Origin of the sequence: Stenotrophomonas sp. TWI169, assembly GCF_039674705.1 — a bacterium.
Classification (GTDB): Bacteria; Pseudomonadota; Gammaproteobacteria; order Xanthomonadales; family Xanthomonadaceae; genus Stenotrophomonas; species Stenotrophomonas maltophilia_P.
Genome location: NZ_JBDJOB010000002.1, coordinates 167,325 through 180,974 on the forward strand (window position 1 = coordinate 167,325; position 13,650 = coordinate 180,974).

Below are 13,650 nucleotides of genomic sequence, written 5' to 3' on the forward strand. Positions count from 1 at the left end.
ATGGCCGAGAGCAAACCCACCGTCATCGTCCGCAAGGTCAGGAAGGCCGGCCATGCCGCCCACCATGGCGGCTCGTGGAAGGTGGCCTATGCCGACTTCGTGACCGCGATGATGGCCTTCTTCCTGGTGCTGTGGCTGATGGCCACCACCAGCAAGAACGATCGTGCGGCCATTTCCGAGTATTTCCGCAACCCCAGCCCGCTCAGTGGCCAGAGCGCCACGCCGGCCCCGGGCATGGCCGGGCCGGGCGGTGCCAGCACGTCGATGATCAAGCTCGGCGGCGCCACCGACATCTCGCGTGGCAGCAGCAACGATCCCTTCCAGAACCAGCAGGAAGCCGTGCCGCACCCGGTGGACCAGCAGCAGCGCGACAAGCAGCAGCTGGAACAGCTGATGAAGGAACTGCAGGAAGCGATCAGCCGCAGCCAGGCGCTGGAGCCGTTCAAGGACCAGCTGCTGCTGGACCTGACCCCGGAAGGCCTGCGCATCCAGATCGTGGACAAGCAGAACCGGCCCATGTTCGACCTCGGCAGTGCCACGCTCAAGCCGTACACGCAGCAGATCCTGCATGAGCTGGCCGAGTACCTGAACCACGTGCCGAACCGGATCAGCCTGACCGGCCACACCGACATCACCGCCTACACCGCCGCCCGCGGCTACGGCAACTGGGAACTGAGCGCCGACCGCGCCAATGCGGCCCGCCGCGCCCTGATCGATGGCGGACTGGAGGACAGCAAGATCACCCGCGTGGTCGGCCTGTCCTCCTCGGTGCTGTTCGACCGGGCCGACCCGCAGAACCCGATCAACCGCCGCATCAGCATCGTGGTGATGACCCGCGCCGCCGAGCAGGCCGCGCTGGCCGGCGCCGGTCCACAGGTGGGTCTGTCGGCGCCGGTCATCGACGCGGACGTACAGGCGGCGCAGGGTGAGGCAAAGTAGACGGTGGGTGGGGGCCAGTGTACGCCCCAAACGGAAATCAATAAGACCAAAGGAACCACCCCCCCGGGTGGGTGCGGCCCTTGGTCCGCACATCCGGCAACGCATGCGGCCCACGTCCCGCACCCACCAGGGGCATGGCCCGGCGCACCCGGTACAATGGGGGTCTTTCCGTTTTCAGGTGACACCCCCGATGTCCAAGTCTTCCAAGGCCAAGCGCGACCAGCGCAAGAAGCAGCAGGCCAAGCGCCCGTTCCTCCGTCTGAACGCCCAGCAGCAGGTGCAGAACCACGCCGTGCTGACCAGCGAGGACGGCCAGGTGGTCGCCGCCATCGGCCTGCAGGGTCGCGAGTGGCTGCTGGCCATCGGCGGTCAGACCATGGGCAATGCCGAGAACCCGGTGCCGATGCTGGCCATGCTCAAGCACCTGGCCAACGTGCAGGAGAAGGAAGACCGCAAGGTCAGCCTGGAGTATTCCGAACTGCTGCAGAAGCTGCTGGATACCCTGGCCGCCGAAGCGGGCCAGACCGCCGACGAGTACCTGGACGCGCTGGTCGCCGAGTTCGAAGGCGTGGAAGCTGAGGGCGAGACCGCTGAAGGCGATGTGGCCGAAGAAGCCAGCGCTGCCGAAGGTACCGCTGACGCCGAGGCTGCTCCGGCCGCCGACGCCGACGGCAAGCCGCAGGCCTGATCCGGCCGCGGCGGTGACGGTCTACGTTGATGACGCAGTGCATGCCTGGCGCGACCAGCGCTGGGCGCATCTGATGGCCGACACCCTGGCCGAGCTGCACGCCATGGCGGCGCAGCTCGGCATCCCCCGCCGGGCCTTCCAGAACAAGGCCAGCGGCGCGCACTACGACGTCACCACCGAGCTGCGCGCACAGGCGATCGCACTGGGTGCCGTGGCGATTTCACGGCACACCGACCGCGCACAGGTGAAAGCGGTGATCGCCAACGCGCGGGCGCAGTACCGGCCGTAGGCCGCAGTGCCCCCCACCTGGCATGGCCCGGCGAACCGGGATGACGCTCAGAACGGGTCGCTGCCCAGGCGGATTTCCACGTTCAGCAGCGAGCACAGCGCCAGCATGGCGTCATCGTCACGGGTCAGTGCCATCCAGCCGGTGAAACCCGCGCTGCCGGCATCCACGCTCCACAGCGTGTAGTTGTGCTCGCGCAGGCGGTCGAAGGCGGTGGACATCAGCTGCACGCCATCCAGGTCTTCGGTGAAATCCTCATCGTCCAGGTCGCCGCCCCAGTCAAGCTGCAGGTTGAAGCGCGCGGACAGCTCGTTCACCGCCGATATCAGCGTTTCCAGGTCATCCCGCTCCACCTCGAAGCCGGATTGCCAACCGATCGCGGACAGCAGTGGCGGCAGCCAATCGGCGTCTGCCTCCAGCGGTTCGCCGGCTTCGGCCAGCAGCTCGCGCCAGCGGTTGAACTGCTGCAGCGCCAGCTCATCGTCGCCCGGGTTGATCAGTACCAGCAGGTTCCAGACCCGCGCTTCGAAGCCATCCTCATCGAAATCATGGACGTCCTCCTCGAAGTCGAAGTAGTCGCTGTTGTCGGGCATGGCGGGAACTCCTCGGGGCAGGCCGGCATTCTACGGTTTATCCTGTATCGCTGAAGCCGGCCTTGGTGGCCGTCACTGTGAATGATGCGATGAGCGATACCCCTCCCGACCACCTGGCGATCAATCCGGCCAGCCCCTTCCATGATGCGCAGGCGCTGGAGCGCGGCGTCGGCGTGCGCTTCAACGACGTCGAGCGCGACAACGTCGAGGAATACTCGGTCAGCGAAGGCTGGATCCGCGTGCAGGCCGGCAAGGCCCGTGACCGTCGCGGCAACCCGATGACGATCAAGGTCAAAGGCAAGGTCGAGGCCTACTTCCTCGACCAGAAGCCGGCCTGACGGAGCCCGGGGTCAGATCCCTTTCCGCGGGAAAGGGATCCGACCCCGATGCACAGGGCCGGTCACTCGCGCTTGCGCGACTCCAGCAGATCCAGGTTGCGGATCAAGCGCCTCGAGATCTCGTCGGAGATCACTCCGCGCCGGGTGAGGCGGAACAGTTCCTCGCGCTCGGCAGTGAGGCCGGCGCTGCGCAACTGGCGATAGCCCTCCTCCATCCGCTTCACCTTCTCCGGATCCACGTCCGGGTTCTCGCGATCCAGGTGCCGCTGGTACAGCAGGCTGACCCGCGAGGCCGCGTCGTTGTACAACTGCACGTTCTCGGTGTTCTGGTTCAGCACCAGCTGCTGCCGCTTGCGCTCCACCCCGGCCAGCGCCGCCTTCGAAGACAACCGGCGGGCCAGATCCTCTTCCTTGCGCTCACCGGAGTCGGCCGGCAACTGCAGGCCCTTCAGCAGCTGCGGCAGCGCCACGCTGGCGCCGACCAGCGAGAACAGGATCACCGCTGCAGCCAGGAAGATCACCAGGTCGCGTGCGGGGAACGGGCTGCCATCGGGCAGGAACAGTGGCAGCGTCAGCACGCCGGCCAGGGTGATCGCACCGCGCACGCCCGCCACCGAGGTGGCCACCACGATGCGCCAGTTCGGCGCCTCGCCCCGCTCCAGGCCACGCCGACGCGCACGCAGCAGGTTCCAGCGCAGTGACAGCCACACCCACAGCAGGCGCAGGGCGATCAGGCTGGCATTGATCACCAGCACGTACACCAGCAGCCACCACGCGCTCTGGTGACCGGTCTCGTTCATCGTGGTGGTTGCACGCTCGACGATGCCCGGCAACTGCTCGCCCAGCAGCACGAACATGATGCCGTTGAAGCTGAACTGCAGCATGTTCCACACGCCCGCGCGCTGCACGCGCATGCTGCCGGAAACACGGCCGGTCATTTCCACGTAGCTCATCGAGATGCCGGCCGCGACCGCCGCGAGGATGCCCGAGGCATTGATCTCTTCGGCCAGCAGGTAGGCCGCGAACGGGATCAGCAGGTTGACCAGCATCGCCGCACCCGGCTCTTCACCGAAACGGCGCCACAACCAACGCTGGAAGGTCGACACGCCCAGCGTCACCGCCACGCCCACCGCCAGGCCCGCCACCGCCACCCACAGGAAGGTCAGCGAAGCGGTGGCCAGCGAGAAGGTACCGGTCATCACCGCCGCCACCGCGAAGCGGAAGCAGACCAGACCGGAGGCGTCGTTGAGCAGTGATTCGCCCTCGAGGATGTGCATCAGCCGCTTGGGAATGGGGGCCTTGGAGGCGATCGCTCCAACGGCCACCGGATCGGTCGGCGAAACAATCGCCGCCAGCGCGAAGCACACCGCCAGCGGCATCACCGGGATCATCCAGTGGATCAGCAGGCCGGCGCCGATGACGGTGAACACCACCAGGCCGAACGCCAGCTCGAGAATCGCGCCCTTGTCGCGGAACAGGCCCTGCTTGGGGATGCGCCAGCCGTCAAGGAACAGCAGGGGCGGCAGGAACAGCAGGAAGAACACTTCCGGCTCCAGCGCATGGCCGCGGTTGAACACGCCCGCAATGACCGCGCCCAGACCGATCTGCACCAGTGGCAGCGGCAGTGAGAACGGCAGGACGCGGACGAGGTATCCGCTGGCGACGACCGCCACCAGCATCGCCAGCACGACTTCAATGGTATGCATGCTTCTTCCAGGAAGCGGCGCGCGGGGGGGGGGCATGAAGCCAGCGCCGGAAACCCGGAAAAAACTACCACAGGCGACCACGGCTGCGACAACCGCGGCGACGCTGCGTCAGCACAGGCTCATGCCCCGTCGAAGCGGTAGATGTCCATCGCCAGGAAGCCGCCATCGACGCCGGCATCGATGCGACGTGCGCCGAAGCGGTGGTCACCGGCCGCACCCATCGCGAAGAACAGCGGCAACAGGTGTTCATCGGTGGGATGGGCGCGTTCGGCGAACGGTGCCTGCCGGCGGTAGTCAAACAGCGCCGGGCGGTCATCGGCCGCCAGCCGCTGCTCCACCCACTCGATGAACGGCCGCACATAGGGCGCTTCCTTGCCGTCCTGGTAGTCGCCCCAGTCGTGCAGGTTGTGGGTGATGCTGCCCGAGCCGACCAGCAGCACGCCCTGTTCGCGCAGAGGTGCCAGCGCGCGGCCCAGCGCAAACTGGTGCGCAGGCCCCAGCAACGGCTGGATCGATACCGGCACCACGGGAATGTCGGCCTGCGGACGCAGCAGGCGCAGCGGCACCCAGGCGCCGTGGTCGAGACCACGCTGGGTATCGATGGCCACCGGCAGGCCTGCCGCGGCGATGCGCCCGGCTACGTCTTCGGCCAGCGCCGGATCGCCCGGTGCCGGGTACTGCAGTTCAAACAGCGCGCGCGGGAAGCCGCCGAAGTCATGGAGGGTCGGCGGTTGCGGGTGGGCGCCGACCAACGGCTGCCGCCCCAGCCAGTGGGCCGAGGCGATGACGATGGCGCGCGGCGTGGGCAGGTCGCGGGCCAGTTCGGCCAGGCGCACGCCCACCTCGCCCGGCTGCAGCGCAGTCATCGGGGAGCCGTGCGAGATGTACAGCGAAGGCAGGCGGGACATGGAATTCTCCGTTTGCAGTATCAGCCAGCGCTCAACGCGAACGCAGGGTCCAGCGACCGTCACCGACCAGGAACAGCACCACCAGCGCCAGCGCCCAGAAGGCCGGGTACTCCCAGCCACCGCCAGCATTGGCAAAGCCGAAGCCGTTCGCGCCGTGCACGGTGACGATGGTGCCCAGCAACAGGGGCACGCCGGCCAGCCCGAACCAGCGCGCGTAGACACCGAGCAGCAGGGCTGCGGAAATCACCAGTTCTGCCGCGAGGGTGAGGTAACCCAGCACACCCGGCAAACCGAGCGACTCGAAGAACGCCGCGGTACCGGCTGGGGTGAACACCAGCAGCTTGGTCAACGCGTGGACCAGGAACAGGACGCCCAGGGCCAGGCGCAGCAGCGTCGCGCCATAGGGCGCCAGGGGCGGAGCGGAAGCAACAGAGGTCGTCATGGCGGGGCCTCGAAGGGAAGAAGCACAGCTTATTGCGCCGACCCATGCCAATAAATACGATGATTCGACCGTATTTATTTCATAAGGCGCAACAATGGACACTCTGGACGCCATGCGTGTGTTCGTGGCCGTGGTCGAGCGCAACGGCTTCAGTGCGGCCGCCCAGGCACTGGATCTGTCCACCGCCGGCGTCACCCGGCAGGTTGCGGCGCTGGAGAAGCGCCTGTCGACGCGGCTGCTCCACCGCACCACCCGCCGGGTCAGCCCCACCAGTGCCGGCGCCGCGTACTACGCGCAGTGCGTGCGCCTGCTGGCGGAGTTCGACGCACTGGAGGCCAGCATCGGCGCACAGGCACTGGAACCGTCCGGTCTGCTGCGCATCAATGCGCCGGTCAGCTGGGGCATCGCCCGTCTCGGCCCGCTGCTGGCCGGCTTCCGCGAGCGGTTCCCGCAGGTGGAACTGGACCTGGCCCTGTCCGACCGCCTGGTGGACATGGTCGAAGAAGGCTACGACGTGGCCATCCGCATCACCCGCGAGCCCGGGCCCACGTTGATCGCGCGTCGCCTGGGCGAATCGCGGATCAGTCTGTGCGCGGCGCCCTCCTACCTGGCTGCGCACGGCACGCCGGCCACGCCGCAGGCACTGCAGGATCACGCATGCCTGGGCTACAGCTACTGGGCCGGCGGCGACCAGTGGCCACTGCACGGCCCCGGAGGCGACGTCCAGGTCACGGTGAACAGCGTGCTGCGCGCCAACAACGGCGACGTGCTGCGCGAGGCGGCCATTGCTGGCATGGGCGTGATCCTGCAACCGGATTTCCTGCTCCAGGAGGCGCTGGCCGACGGCCGCCTGGTGCGCATCCTGCCGGACTGGGAAGCGGCGCCGATCGGCATCTTCGCCGTCTACACCAGTCGCAGCCACCTCGCGCCGAAGGTACGCAGCTTCATCGATTACCTGGTGGAGGCCGGGGTCTGACCGCACCACCGGACAACACCCGTGACACGCGGGCGCAAGGCCGTGCCCGGCGAGCCGCAACATGGGCTAGACAGCGACCTCGTCCAGCATGCCGATGATCCGCTCCAGAGGGGCCGGACGTCCCAGCAGGTAGCCCTGCACCTGGTCGCAGCCGTGCGCGGCCAGCCAGTCGAGCTGCCCCGGCGTTTCCACGCCTTCGGCAATGATGGTCAGGCCCATGCTGTGGCCCAGCGACAGCAGCGCCCTGCAGATCGATGCGTTGCGCGGATTGGTCTCCACGTCGGCGACGAAGCTGCGGTCGATCTTGAGGATGTCCAGCGGCAGGTGCTGCAGGTAGGACATGCTGGAGTAGCCGGTACCGAAATCATCCAGCGACACGCAGATGCCCTGCTCGTGCAGGCGCTGCATGGTCTGCATCGCCTGCGCCGGCTTGCGCATCAGGCTGCTCTCGGTCAGCTCCACATGCAGCGCGCCGCGGGCCAGGCCGAAGTCCTGCTGGGCACGGGTGAACTCGGCCACCAGGTCGCTGTTGAAGAACTGCACGGCCGACACGTTCACCGCGATCGGCAGATCGCCCCAACCCGCCTCCACCAGGCGCCGCTGCGCCTGGGCCGCCGCACGGATCACCCAGCGCCCCAGGGCCAGGATCAGGCCGGTGTCCTCGCACAGCTGGATGAACTCGTTGGGAGGAATGAAGCTGCCATCGGCCTGCGGCCAGCGCAGCAATGCCTCCAGTGCCGCCGGACTGCCGTCGCTGGCGTGCCGGATCGGCTGGAAGTACAGCTGGAACTCGCTGTCGATCGCCGCATGGATGCGCCCGGCCAGGCGCAGGCGATCAGCCAGGCGCGTGGTCACCGCAGCGTCGAACCAGGCCACCACATCCCCTTCGGCGCGCGCGGCGTGCGCCGCCTGTGCCGCCATGCCGATCACCTGCTCGGCGCTGTGGCCATCATCTGCCGTGTGCACCGCCACGCCGATGCGCGGCTCGAACTGGTGCAGCGAATCCTTGCCACGCATCGGTGCCGACACGATCTGCAGCAGATCGTCGAGTACGCGCCGGGTGTCATGCGCGGCGCCGATGGCGAACACGAAATCTTCCGCCGGCTGGAAGGCCAGCGCGCCGTAACGTGCCGCCAGCACAGCCAGGCGCGAGGCCATCGACTGCAGCACCGCATCGCCGATCTCCCGGCCCAGCGTGTCGGCCACCAGTTGCAGGCCACGCAGCTGCACGAAGGCGATGGTATAGCCCTCCGCCTGGGCATCCAGCTGCTCGGTCAGCGCGCGCACGTTGAGCAGCCCGGTCGCCGGGTTGTGCCGCGCCTGGTAAGCCAGGTCGCGCTCATAGGCCATCCGCTCGCTGACATCCTCGGCCAGTACCAGGCAGGCCGGCTGGCCATCGAAATCCAGCCGGGACAAATGCGCGCGCACTTCGAACACACTGCCATCCTTGCGCCGGTGCAGGCGCACGGCAGCATCGGGAAGGTCGCCCACGCGCGCCCGCGCGATGGCTCCCTTGACCTCGTCCCACCCTTCCCGCGGCCGGATGTCGAGGATGCTCATGGTGAGGAATTCCTCACGGCTGTAGCCGTACTGCCGCACGGCCGCATCGTTGACCTCGATGAAGCGCAGCGTGTCCGGATCGAACACCCAGAACGGCGCAGGATTGCGGTCGAACAGCAGGCGGAAGCGCCGTTCGACCTGGTTCATCTGTTCACGGGCCTGATACCGCTCGCTGAGATCGGTGAGCGCGCCGATCATGCGCCGCTGGCGATCGGCCACCGGCACGCGCTGGCCCCGCGCGCCGACCCAGCGCACCGCCCCCCCCGGCAGCACCAGGCGGAATACCTCATCCATCACCGCGTTGCCGGCAAATGCCTGGTCAAACGCCTTCTGCAGCCGTGCGGCATCATCGCGGTGCACCCGGGCAAAGAAATCGGCCACCGGCAGCGCGTCGGTCTGTACGCCGAAGATCTCGCGTGCCAGCGGTGACCAGCGCAGCAGTGCAGCGTCCTCATCGACGTACCAGGTGCAGACCCGCCCGACCTGGTGGGCCAGCCGCAGTTCCGCATTGCCGGCCTGCAGTTCCTCGGCCATCGATTGCTGCCGGCGGATCGTTCGCCGGACGGCGAACAACAGCACCAGCAGCACGGCCACATAGACCAGCACGATGGCCACCGATGCCTGCAGGTAGGGCCACCACGGCGCCAGCACGTCCTTTTCGGCCAGGCCCACCTGCACCGCCAGCGGGTTGCGCTCCAGCGTACTGATGGTGGTGATGCGCGGCACGCCATCGACCACGCCGGGCACGTTCCCCAGTTCGATCACCGCCTGCCTGCCGAGCAGATCGCGCCCGGGCAGCGCGTAGCGGTGGCCGACCGTGCCATGCGGATCGGGCACGCGCGCCAGCATGTAGCCTTCGGCATCACTGATCGACACCAGGCCGTTCGGGCCCACGTCCAGCCCGCCGATGATGCGCTGCAGTTCGCCGCAGCGCAGGCGCGCCAGCAGCCAGCGGTCGTCGTCCAGCGGCAGCGCCAGCGGCACCACCCAGCCATCATCGCTGCCCCGCTGCGGCGGCCCGATGTACAGCGCACTGCCAGGGCCGCGCCGTTGCGGATCGGTCCACAGGGGCAGCTGCAGGTCGCCCTGGCCCGCGGTCAGCGCACGTCCGTAGCTGTCTAGCACCACGATGCTGTGCAGCTCGGCGTGCCGTTGCAGCACGCCGGCCACGGCCGCATCGAGCAGCCGCGGTGCCTGTGCCGGCACGCTCCGGAACAGCTCGGCGGCGTCGGCGGAAATGCCGCCCATCGCCCGCTCCAGATTACGCAGCTGCAATGCCAGCAGGCGCTCGCTGCCGACCGCCAGTGCCCGGCTTTGCCGCTGCGCCGCTTCCAACCGCCGATGATGGTCATTGACCAGCATCATCGCCAGACCGGCCACCAGCAGCACGCCCAGCACCACCCCGCCCCAGGTGATGGCGCGCAGTGGCCGGGCCAACGCGCGTTTCAGCGCGGGCATCGGTGGGTGTTCCCTGTCCAGTCGGCTGGCTTCATGCGCGAACGATTCCTCCACATCCCCGACCTCAGCGGCCGGCGACTGCCATTCTTGACCGCCGGGCCCGCCACGCCGGATCACCGCCCTGCGTCCGCGCAGGGGTCCGGCATGCAGCATGCACCACGGCGGTGACGGCGTGAAGATCGCCGCACCGCGTTCAGCCAGATCGTGCACAGCCTTGCGCCACAACGGTGCGACCCATCGCATCGGAGCGGATTAGACTTGGCGTTTTCCCGCCGCAAGAGAAGTCCATGTCCAAGCTGCCCCGTCCCACCCTGGCACTGGCCATTGCTGCCAGCCTGTCCCTGGCCGCCTGCGACCGCGCCGCCGATCCGGCGGCCAGTACCGCCGCGCCGGCCGCATCCGCCCCCGCAGCCGCCAAGCCGATGCTGGGCAGCTTCGGCTTCGATGCCAGCGGCATGGATCGCAGCATCGCCGCCGGCGACGATTTCTTCGGCTTCGCCAATGGCACCTGGGTGAAGAACACCCAGATCCCCGCCGACCGCTCGCGCTTCGGCAGCTTCAACGTCATCGCGGAGAAGACCCAGGCCGACACCCGCGCCATCCTCGAAGGCGCTGCCGGCAATGCCCAGGCCAGCGGCGAGGACAAGCTGATCGGCGATTACTACGCCGCCTTCATGGATGAGGCCGGCATCGAGCAGCGCGGTATCGCGCCGGTGCAGCCGCAGCTGAAGGCGATCGATGCGATCACTGACAAGGCCGGCCTGGCCCGCGCGCTGGGCGGCGACATGCGCGCCGATGTCGACCTGCTCAATGCCACCAACTTCTACACCGACCGCCTGTTCGGCCTGTGGGTCTCGGTCGATCTGCTGCAGCCGGACCGCACCGCGCCGTATCTGGTGCAGGGCGGACTTGGCATGCCCGACCGCGACTTCTATCTGGGCGACGGCCGCATGGCCGAACTGCGCAAGCAGTACCAGGCCTATATCGCGCAGCTCCTGCAGCTGGCCGGCAGCGCCGACCCGGCCGGCAAGGCGCAGCGCATCGTTGCGCTGGAAACGAAGATCGCGCAGGCGCACGCCACCCAGGAAGAAACCAACGACGTGACCAAGGGTGCCAACCCCTGGACCCAGGCTGACTTCAACGCCAAGGCCCCGGGCATGGACTGGACCGCCTTCCTCGATGCCGCTGCACTGGGCAAGCAGCAGGACTTCATCGTCTGGCAGCCCAGGGCGGTGGCCGGCCTGTCCAGGCTGGTGGCCACCGAGCCGCTGGAGGTCTGGAAGGATTACCTGGCCTTCCATGCGCTGGATCGCGCCGCGGCGTACCTGCCGAAGAAGTTCGCCGATGCCCGCTTCGCCTTCCACGGCACCGCGCTGAGCGGCACGCCACAGCAGAGCGATCGCTGGAAGCGCGCGGTGGATGATGCCAACCACGCCGTCGGTGAGGCCATCGGCAAGCGCTATGTCGAGAAGCACTTCGACGCCAGGACCAAGGAGCGCGCGGACGAAATGGCGAAGAACATCATCGCCGCGTTCGCCAGGCGCATCGACGCGCTGTCGTGGATGTCGCCGCAGACCAAGGCCAGCGCCAAGGCAAAGGTGGCCGGCCTGACCGTGGGCATGGGGTATCCGGAAAAATGGCGCGATTACAGCGGTCTGGAAATCCGCCGCGACGACCCGCTGGGCAATGCACAGCGCGCCGAGCTGTTCGAGTACCAGCGCAACATCGCCAAGCTGGGCAAGCCGGTCGACCACGGTGAGTGGGCGATGCTGCCGCAGACCATCAACGCGATGAACGTGCCGCTGGAGAACCGCCTGGTGTTCCCGGCCGCGATCCTGCAGCCGCCGTTCTTCGATGGAGCCGCCGATGATGCGGTGAACTACGGTGCGATCGGTGCAGTGATCGGCCATGAGATCAGCCACGGGTTCGACAATGCCGGCGCGCTGTTCGACGAGACCGGCAAGCTGCACAACTGGTGGACCGCCGAGGACCTGAAGCAGTTCAACGCCGCCGGCGACGCGCTCGCGGCCCAGTTCAGCAGTTACGAGCCGTTCCCCGGCGTGCACGTCAACGGCAAGCTGACGCTGGGCGAGAACATCGCCGACGTCGCCGGTCTGGGAACGGCGTACGACGCCTACCAGCTGTCGCTGCAGGGCAAGCCGGGCCAGACCCTGGAAGGCTTCACCCCGGACCAGCGCTTCTTCCTCGGCTTCGCCCAGGCATGGCGCAGCAAGAGCCGCGAGCAGGCGCTGCGCAATTCGCTGCTGACCGACGTGCACGCGCCGGGCCAGTTCCGCGCGCTCACCGTGCGCAACATCGACGCCTGGTACCCGGCGTTCGAGGTGAAGGAGGGCCAGAAGCTGCACCTGGCCCCCGACAAGCGGGTCAAAGTCTGGTGAGATGAGGGAAACGGGCGCCGCGAGGCGCCCGTTTTCATCCGCACCGGGCCTGGCAGGCTGCGCGGTCGGTGCCGATTCAGGCCGAAGACGAGGCCGATTGCCGGGATCCCTGCTCATCCCCGGTTTCATGTGCGCCCGCAGCACGTTTCACCCTGCGACATCCTGTCGCAGGGTGCGGGCACTGTGCTGCATCGCACAAAACTTCACCCGGCCGGATAAGACCCTTACGCCGCTTGGCGTTCCGCCCATTGCACCGCTCGCTGGAAGTGCTAGAACTGAACCCGCCACACCGTCCAACGCTGATCGACGCACGTTCCACAAGGAGCCAGCCATGATTGCTTTGTTCAAGGGTTTGGGAATTCTGCTTCGCGACAACGAGCTCTACAGCAGCCCGTTCGACAAACAGGTCGCGCACTGGCGCAATCTCAGCGAGCAGCAGATCCGCGATGAAGTGGCGGTGCTGGCCCAGGCCAAGTGCCAGTGGCTGATCGCCTCCATCATCGGCTGGCAGGCGGCGTCGCTGGTGATTCTGGGCCTGATCGCCAACTACCTGTGGCGTGACGACTTCCATATCACCTTCACCCGCGTGGTGATCGTGTTCGGCTCATGGGTCTCGATCCTGTTCGTGATCTGGTTCATGGCCAACATGTTCGACCAGCAGGCCGGGTTCGAGCGCTGGATGAAAGCCTTCAACAGCCGGGCCCGCATCAGTTCCAAGGCCGACAGCGTCGAGCATGTGGCCGAGGCGCTGGACCTGGCCGAGCACTACCCGGAAGTGCTGGACTACAAGCAGGCGGTCACCGCCAGGCGCGAGCTGCGCCATGAGGACATCCGCATCATGACCGAGATCGGACGGATGAAGCAGCACTCCGAACTGGTCGGGCGGCTGAACCATGTAGGCGAAACCGAACACCATCACGAACTGACGCTGCAGCCTGCCTACTGACCCTTGCGGAAAACGGGGGGGTCCACAATGCCACCGTGATCACTCACGGTGGCATTGTTCTATCGGGTCCTGGCTGACGCATTGGTGGAAGCCCTCGGGCAGGCCTCGCATGGTTTCGGTTTGGCCTACGGCCACCGAAAAACGCCGCAGGGGCGGCGTGGCGCAGGTGGCCTCGGTGCTGCAGGCCGGATCCAGCACGAGATAGTGGCACCTGCCACTGCTGCTGGCGATGCATTGGAACCGCGCCTGACCATCGACGACGGTGCCCTTGCTGTACAGCGTGTCCACGCCGTTGGCGCGCGCGCGGGTAATCGAGGAATTACTGGATTTTTCGCAGCCGGCCAGTGCCAGCAGCACAGCACACACAAGCAGCAGACGGGGCATGGTCATTCCTCGGGGCAGATGCAACGT

13 protein-coding genes are annotated in these 13,650 nt (G+C 67.5%); 7 read left to right on the plus strand and 6 right to left on the minus strand.

Annotated elements, in window-relative coordinates; all coding sequences use genetic code 11:
- The 3 genes from motB (at position 1) to ABE543_RS02495 (ending at position 1,916) form a co-directional block, all read left to right on the plus strand.
- The gene (gene motB, locus ABE543_RS02485; RefSeq protein WP_053518234.1) at positions 1 to 939 is read left to right on the plus strand and encodes a flagellar motor protein MotB; all 939 of its coding nucleotides are present in this window, start codon (positions 1 to 3) and stop codon (positions 937 to 939) included.
- A 190-nt stretch (positions 940 to 1,129) separates the two neighbouring features.
- The gene (locus ABE543_RS02490) at positions 1,130 to 1,627 is read left to right on the plus strand and encodes a hypothetical protein (RefSeq protein WP_346475244.1); all 498 of its coding nucleotides are present in this window, start codon (positions 1,130 to 1,132) and stop codon (positions 1,625 to 1,627) included.
- Positions 1,628 to 1,640: 13 nt separating this feature from the next.
- Entirely contained in the window at positions 1,641 to 1,916 is a 276-nt protein-coding gene (locus ABE543_RS02495; protein ID WP_111186594.1) for a DUF4031 domain-containing protein, read from the plus strand.
- A gap of 47 nt (positions 1,917 to 1,963) precedes the next feature.
- Here ABE543_RS02495 and ABE543_RS02500 read toward each other — a convergent pair whose 3' ends face one another.
- Entirely contained in the window at positions 1,964 to 2,506 is a 543-nt protein-coding gene (locus ABE543_RS02500; RefSeq protein ID WP_065175387.1) for a hypothetical protein, read from the minus strand.
- An 89-nt stretch (positions 2,507 to 2,595) separates the two neighbouring features.
- Between ABE543_RS02500 and ABE543_RS02505 the strand changes: the two genes are divergently transcribed.
- Positions 2,596 to 2,844, plus strand: a complete 249-nt coding sequence (locus ABE543_RS02505) for a DUF3297 family protein (RefSeq protein ID WP_053520274.1) — start codon at positions 2,596 to 2,598, stop codon at positions 2,842 to 2,844.
- A gap of 62 nt (positions 2,845 to 2,906) precedes the next feature.
- On the opposite strand, the gene ABE543_RS02510 is transcribed toward ABE543_RS02505, so the two are convergent.
- From ABE543_RS02510 to ABE543_RS02520, 3 genes are all read right to left on the minus strand, one after another.
- On the minus strand, positions 2,907 to 4,550 hold the full coding sequence (locus ABE543_RS02510; RefSeq protein ID WP_053520275.1) for a Na+/H+ antiporter: 1,644 nt from the start codon (positions 4,548 to 4,550) through the stop codon (positions 2,907 to 2,909).
- A gap of 119 nt (positions 4,551 to 4,669) precedes the next feature.
- Positions 4,670 to 5,458 carry a class III extradiol ring-cleavage dioxygenase gene (locus tag ABE543_RS02515; protein WP_346475245.1) on the minus strand — a complete coding sequence of 263 codons (789 nt, stop codon included), beginning with the start codon at positions 5,456 to 5,458 and terminating at the stop codon, positions 4,670 to 4,672.
- 31 nt (positions 5,459 to 5,489) lie between these two features.
- On the minus strand, positions 5,490 to 5,900 hold the full coding sequence (locus ABE543_RS02520) for a DoxX family protein (protein WP_164151003.1): 411 nt from the start codon (positions 5,898 to 5,900) through the stop codon (positions 5,490 to 5,492).
- 94 nt (positions 5,901 to 5,994) lie between these two features.
- Between ABE543_RS02520 and ABE543_RS02525 the strand changes: the two genes are divergently transcribed.
- Positions 5,995 to 6,876, plus strand: a complete 882-nt coding sequence (locus tag ABE543_RS02525; protein ID WP_197600636.1) for a LysR family transcriptional regulator — start codon at positions 5,995 to 5,997, stop codon at positions 6,874 to 6,876.
- Positions 6,877 to 6,942: 66 nt separating this feature from the next.
- Here the strand turns inward: ABE543_RS02525 and ABE543_RS02530 are convergent, their stop codons facing one another.
- Positions 6,943 to 9,894, minus strand: coding sequence for an EAL domain-containing protein (locus ABE543_RS02530; protein ID WP_227255456.1), 2,952 nt, complete (start codon positions 9,892 to 9,894; stop codon positions 6,943 to 6,945).
- A gap of 287 nt (positions 9,895 to 10,181) precedes the next feature.
- On the opposite strand from ABE543_RS02530, the gene ABE543_RS02535 reads away from it, so the two are divergent.
- Positions 10,182 to 12,293 (plus strand): M13 family metallopeptidase, encoded by a 2,112-nt coding sequence (locus tag ABE543_RS02535; RefSeq protein ID WP_346475246.1) that lies wholly within the window; start codon positions 10,182 to 10,184, stop codon positions 12,291 to 12,293.
- Between the two features lie 331 nt (positions 12,294 to 12,624).
- On the plus strand, positions 12,625 to 13,239 hold the full coding sequence (locus ABE543_RS02540; RefSeq protein ID WP_053518857.1) for a hypothetical protein: 615 nt from the start codon (positions 12,625 to 12,627) through the stop codon (positions 13,237 to 13,239).
- A 39-nt stretch (positions 13,240 to 13,278) separates the two neighbouring features.
- Here the strand turns inward: ABE543_RS02540 and ABE543_RS02545 are convergent, their stop codons facing one another.
- Entirely contained in the window at positions 13,279 to 13,623 is a 345-nt protein-coding gene (locus ABE543_RS02545) for a hypothetical protein (protein WP_053518860.1), read from the minus strand.
- Positions 13,624 to 13,650 lie beyond the last annotated feature (27 nt).

Coding starts and splice junctions, on each gene's coding strand:
- ABE543_RS02520 (WP_164151003.1), bottom strand. CDS start 5,900: ATGACGACCTCTGTTGCTTCCGCTCCGCCCCTGGCGCCCTATGGCGCG.
- ABE543_RS02540 (WP_053518857.1), top strand. CDS start 12,625: ATGATTGCTTTGTTCAAGGGTTTGGGAATTCTGCTTCGCGACAACGAG.
- ABE543_RS02515 (WP_346475245.1), bottom strand. CDS start 5,458: ATGTCCCGCCTGCCTTCGCTGTACATCTCGCACGGCTCCCCGATGACT.
- ABE543_RS02490 (WP_346475244.1), top strand. CDS start 1,130: ATGTCCAAGTCTTCCAAGGCCAAGCGCGACCAGCGCAAGAAGCAGCAG.
- ABE543_RS02525 (WP_197600636.1), top strand. CDS start 5,995: ATGGACACTCTGGACGCCATGCGTGTGTTCGTGGCCGTGGTCGAGCGC.
- ABE543_RS02530 (WP_227255456.1), bottom strand. CDS start 9,894: ATGCCCGCGCTGAAACGCGCGTTGGCCCGGCCACTGCGCGCCATCACC.
- ABE543_RS02510 (WP_053520275.1), bottom strand. CDS start 4,550: ATGCATACCATTGAAGTCGTGCTGGCGATGCTGGTGGCGGTCGTCGCC.
- motB (WP_053518234.1), top strand. CDS start 1: ATGGCCGAGAGCAAACCCACCGTCATCGTCCGCAAGGTCAGGAAGGCC.
- ABE543_RS02505 (WP_053520274.1), top strand. CDS start 2,596: ATGAGCGATACCCCTCCCGACCACCTGGCGATCAATCCGGCCAGCCCC.
- ABE543_RS02535 (WP_346475246.1), top strand. CDS start 10,182: ATGTCCAAGCTGCCCCGTCCCACCCTGGCACTGGCCATTGCTGCCAGC.
- ABE543_RS02500 (WP_065175387.1), bottom strand. CDS start 2,506: ATGCCCGACAACAGCGACTACTTCGACTTCGAGGAGGACGTCCATGAT.
- ABE543_RS02545 (WP_053518860.1), bottom strand. CDS start 13,623: ATGCCCCGTCTGCTGCTTGTGTGTGCTGTGCTGCTGGCACTGGCCGGC.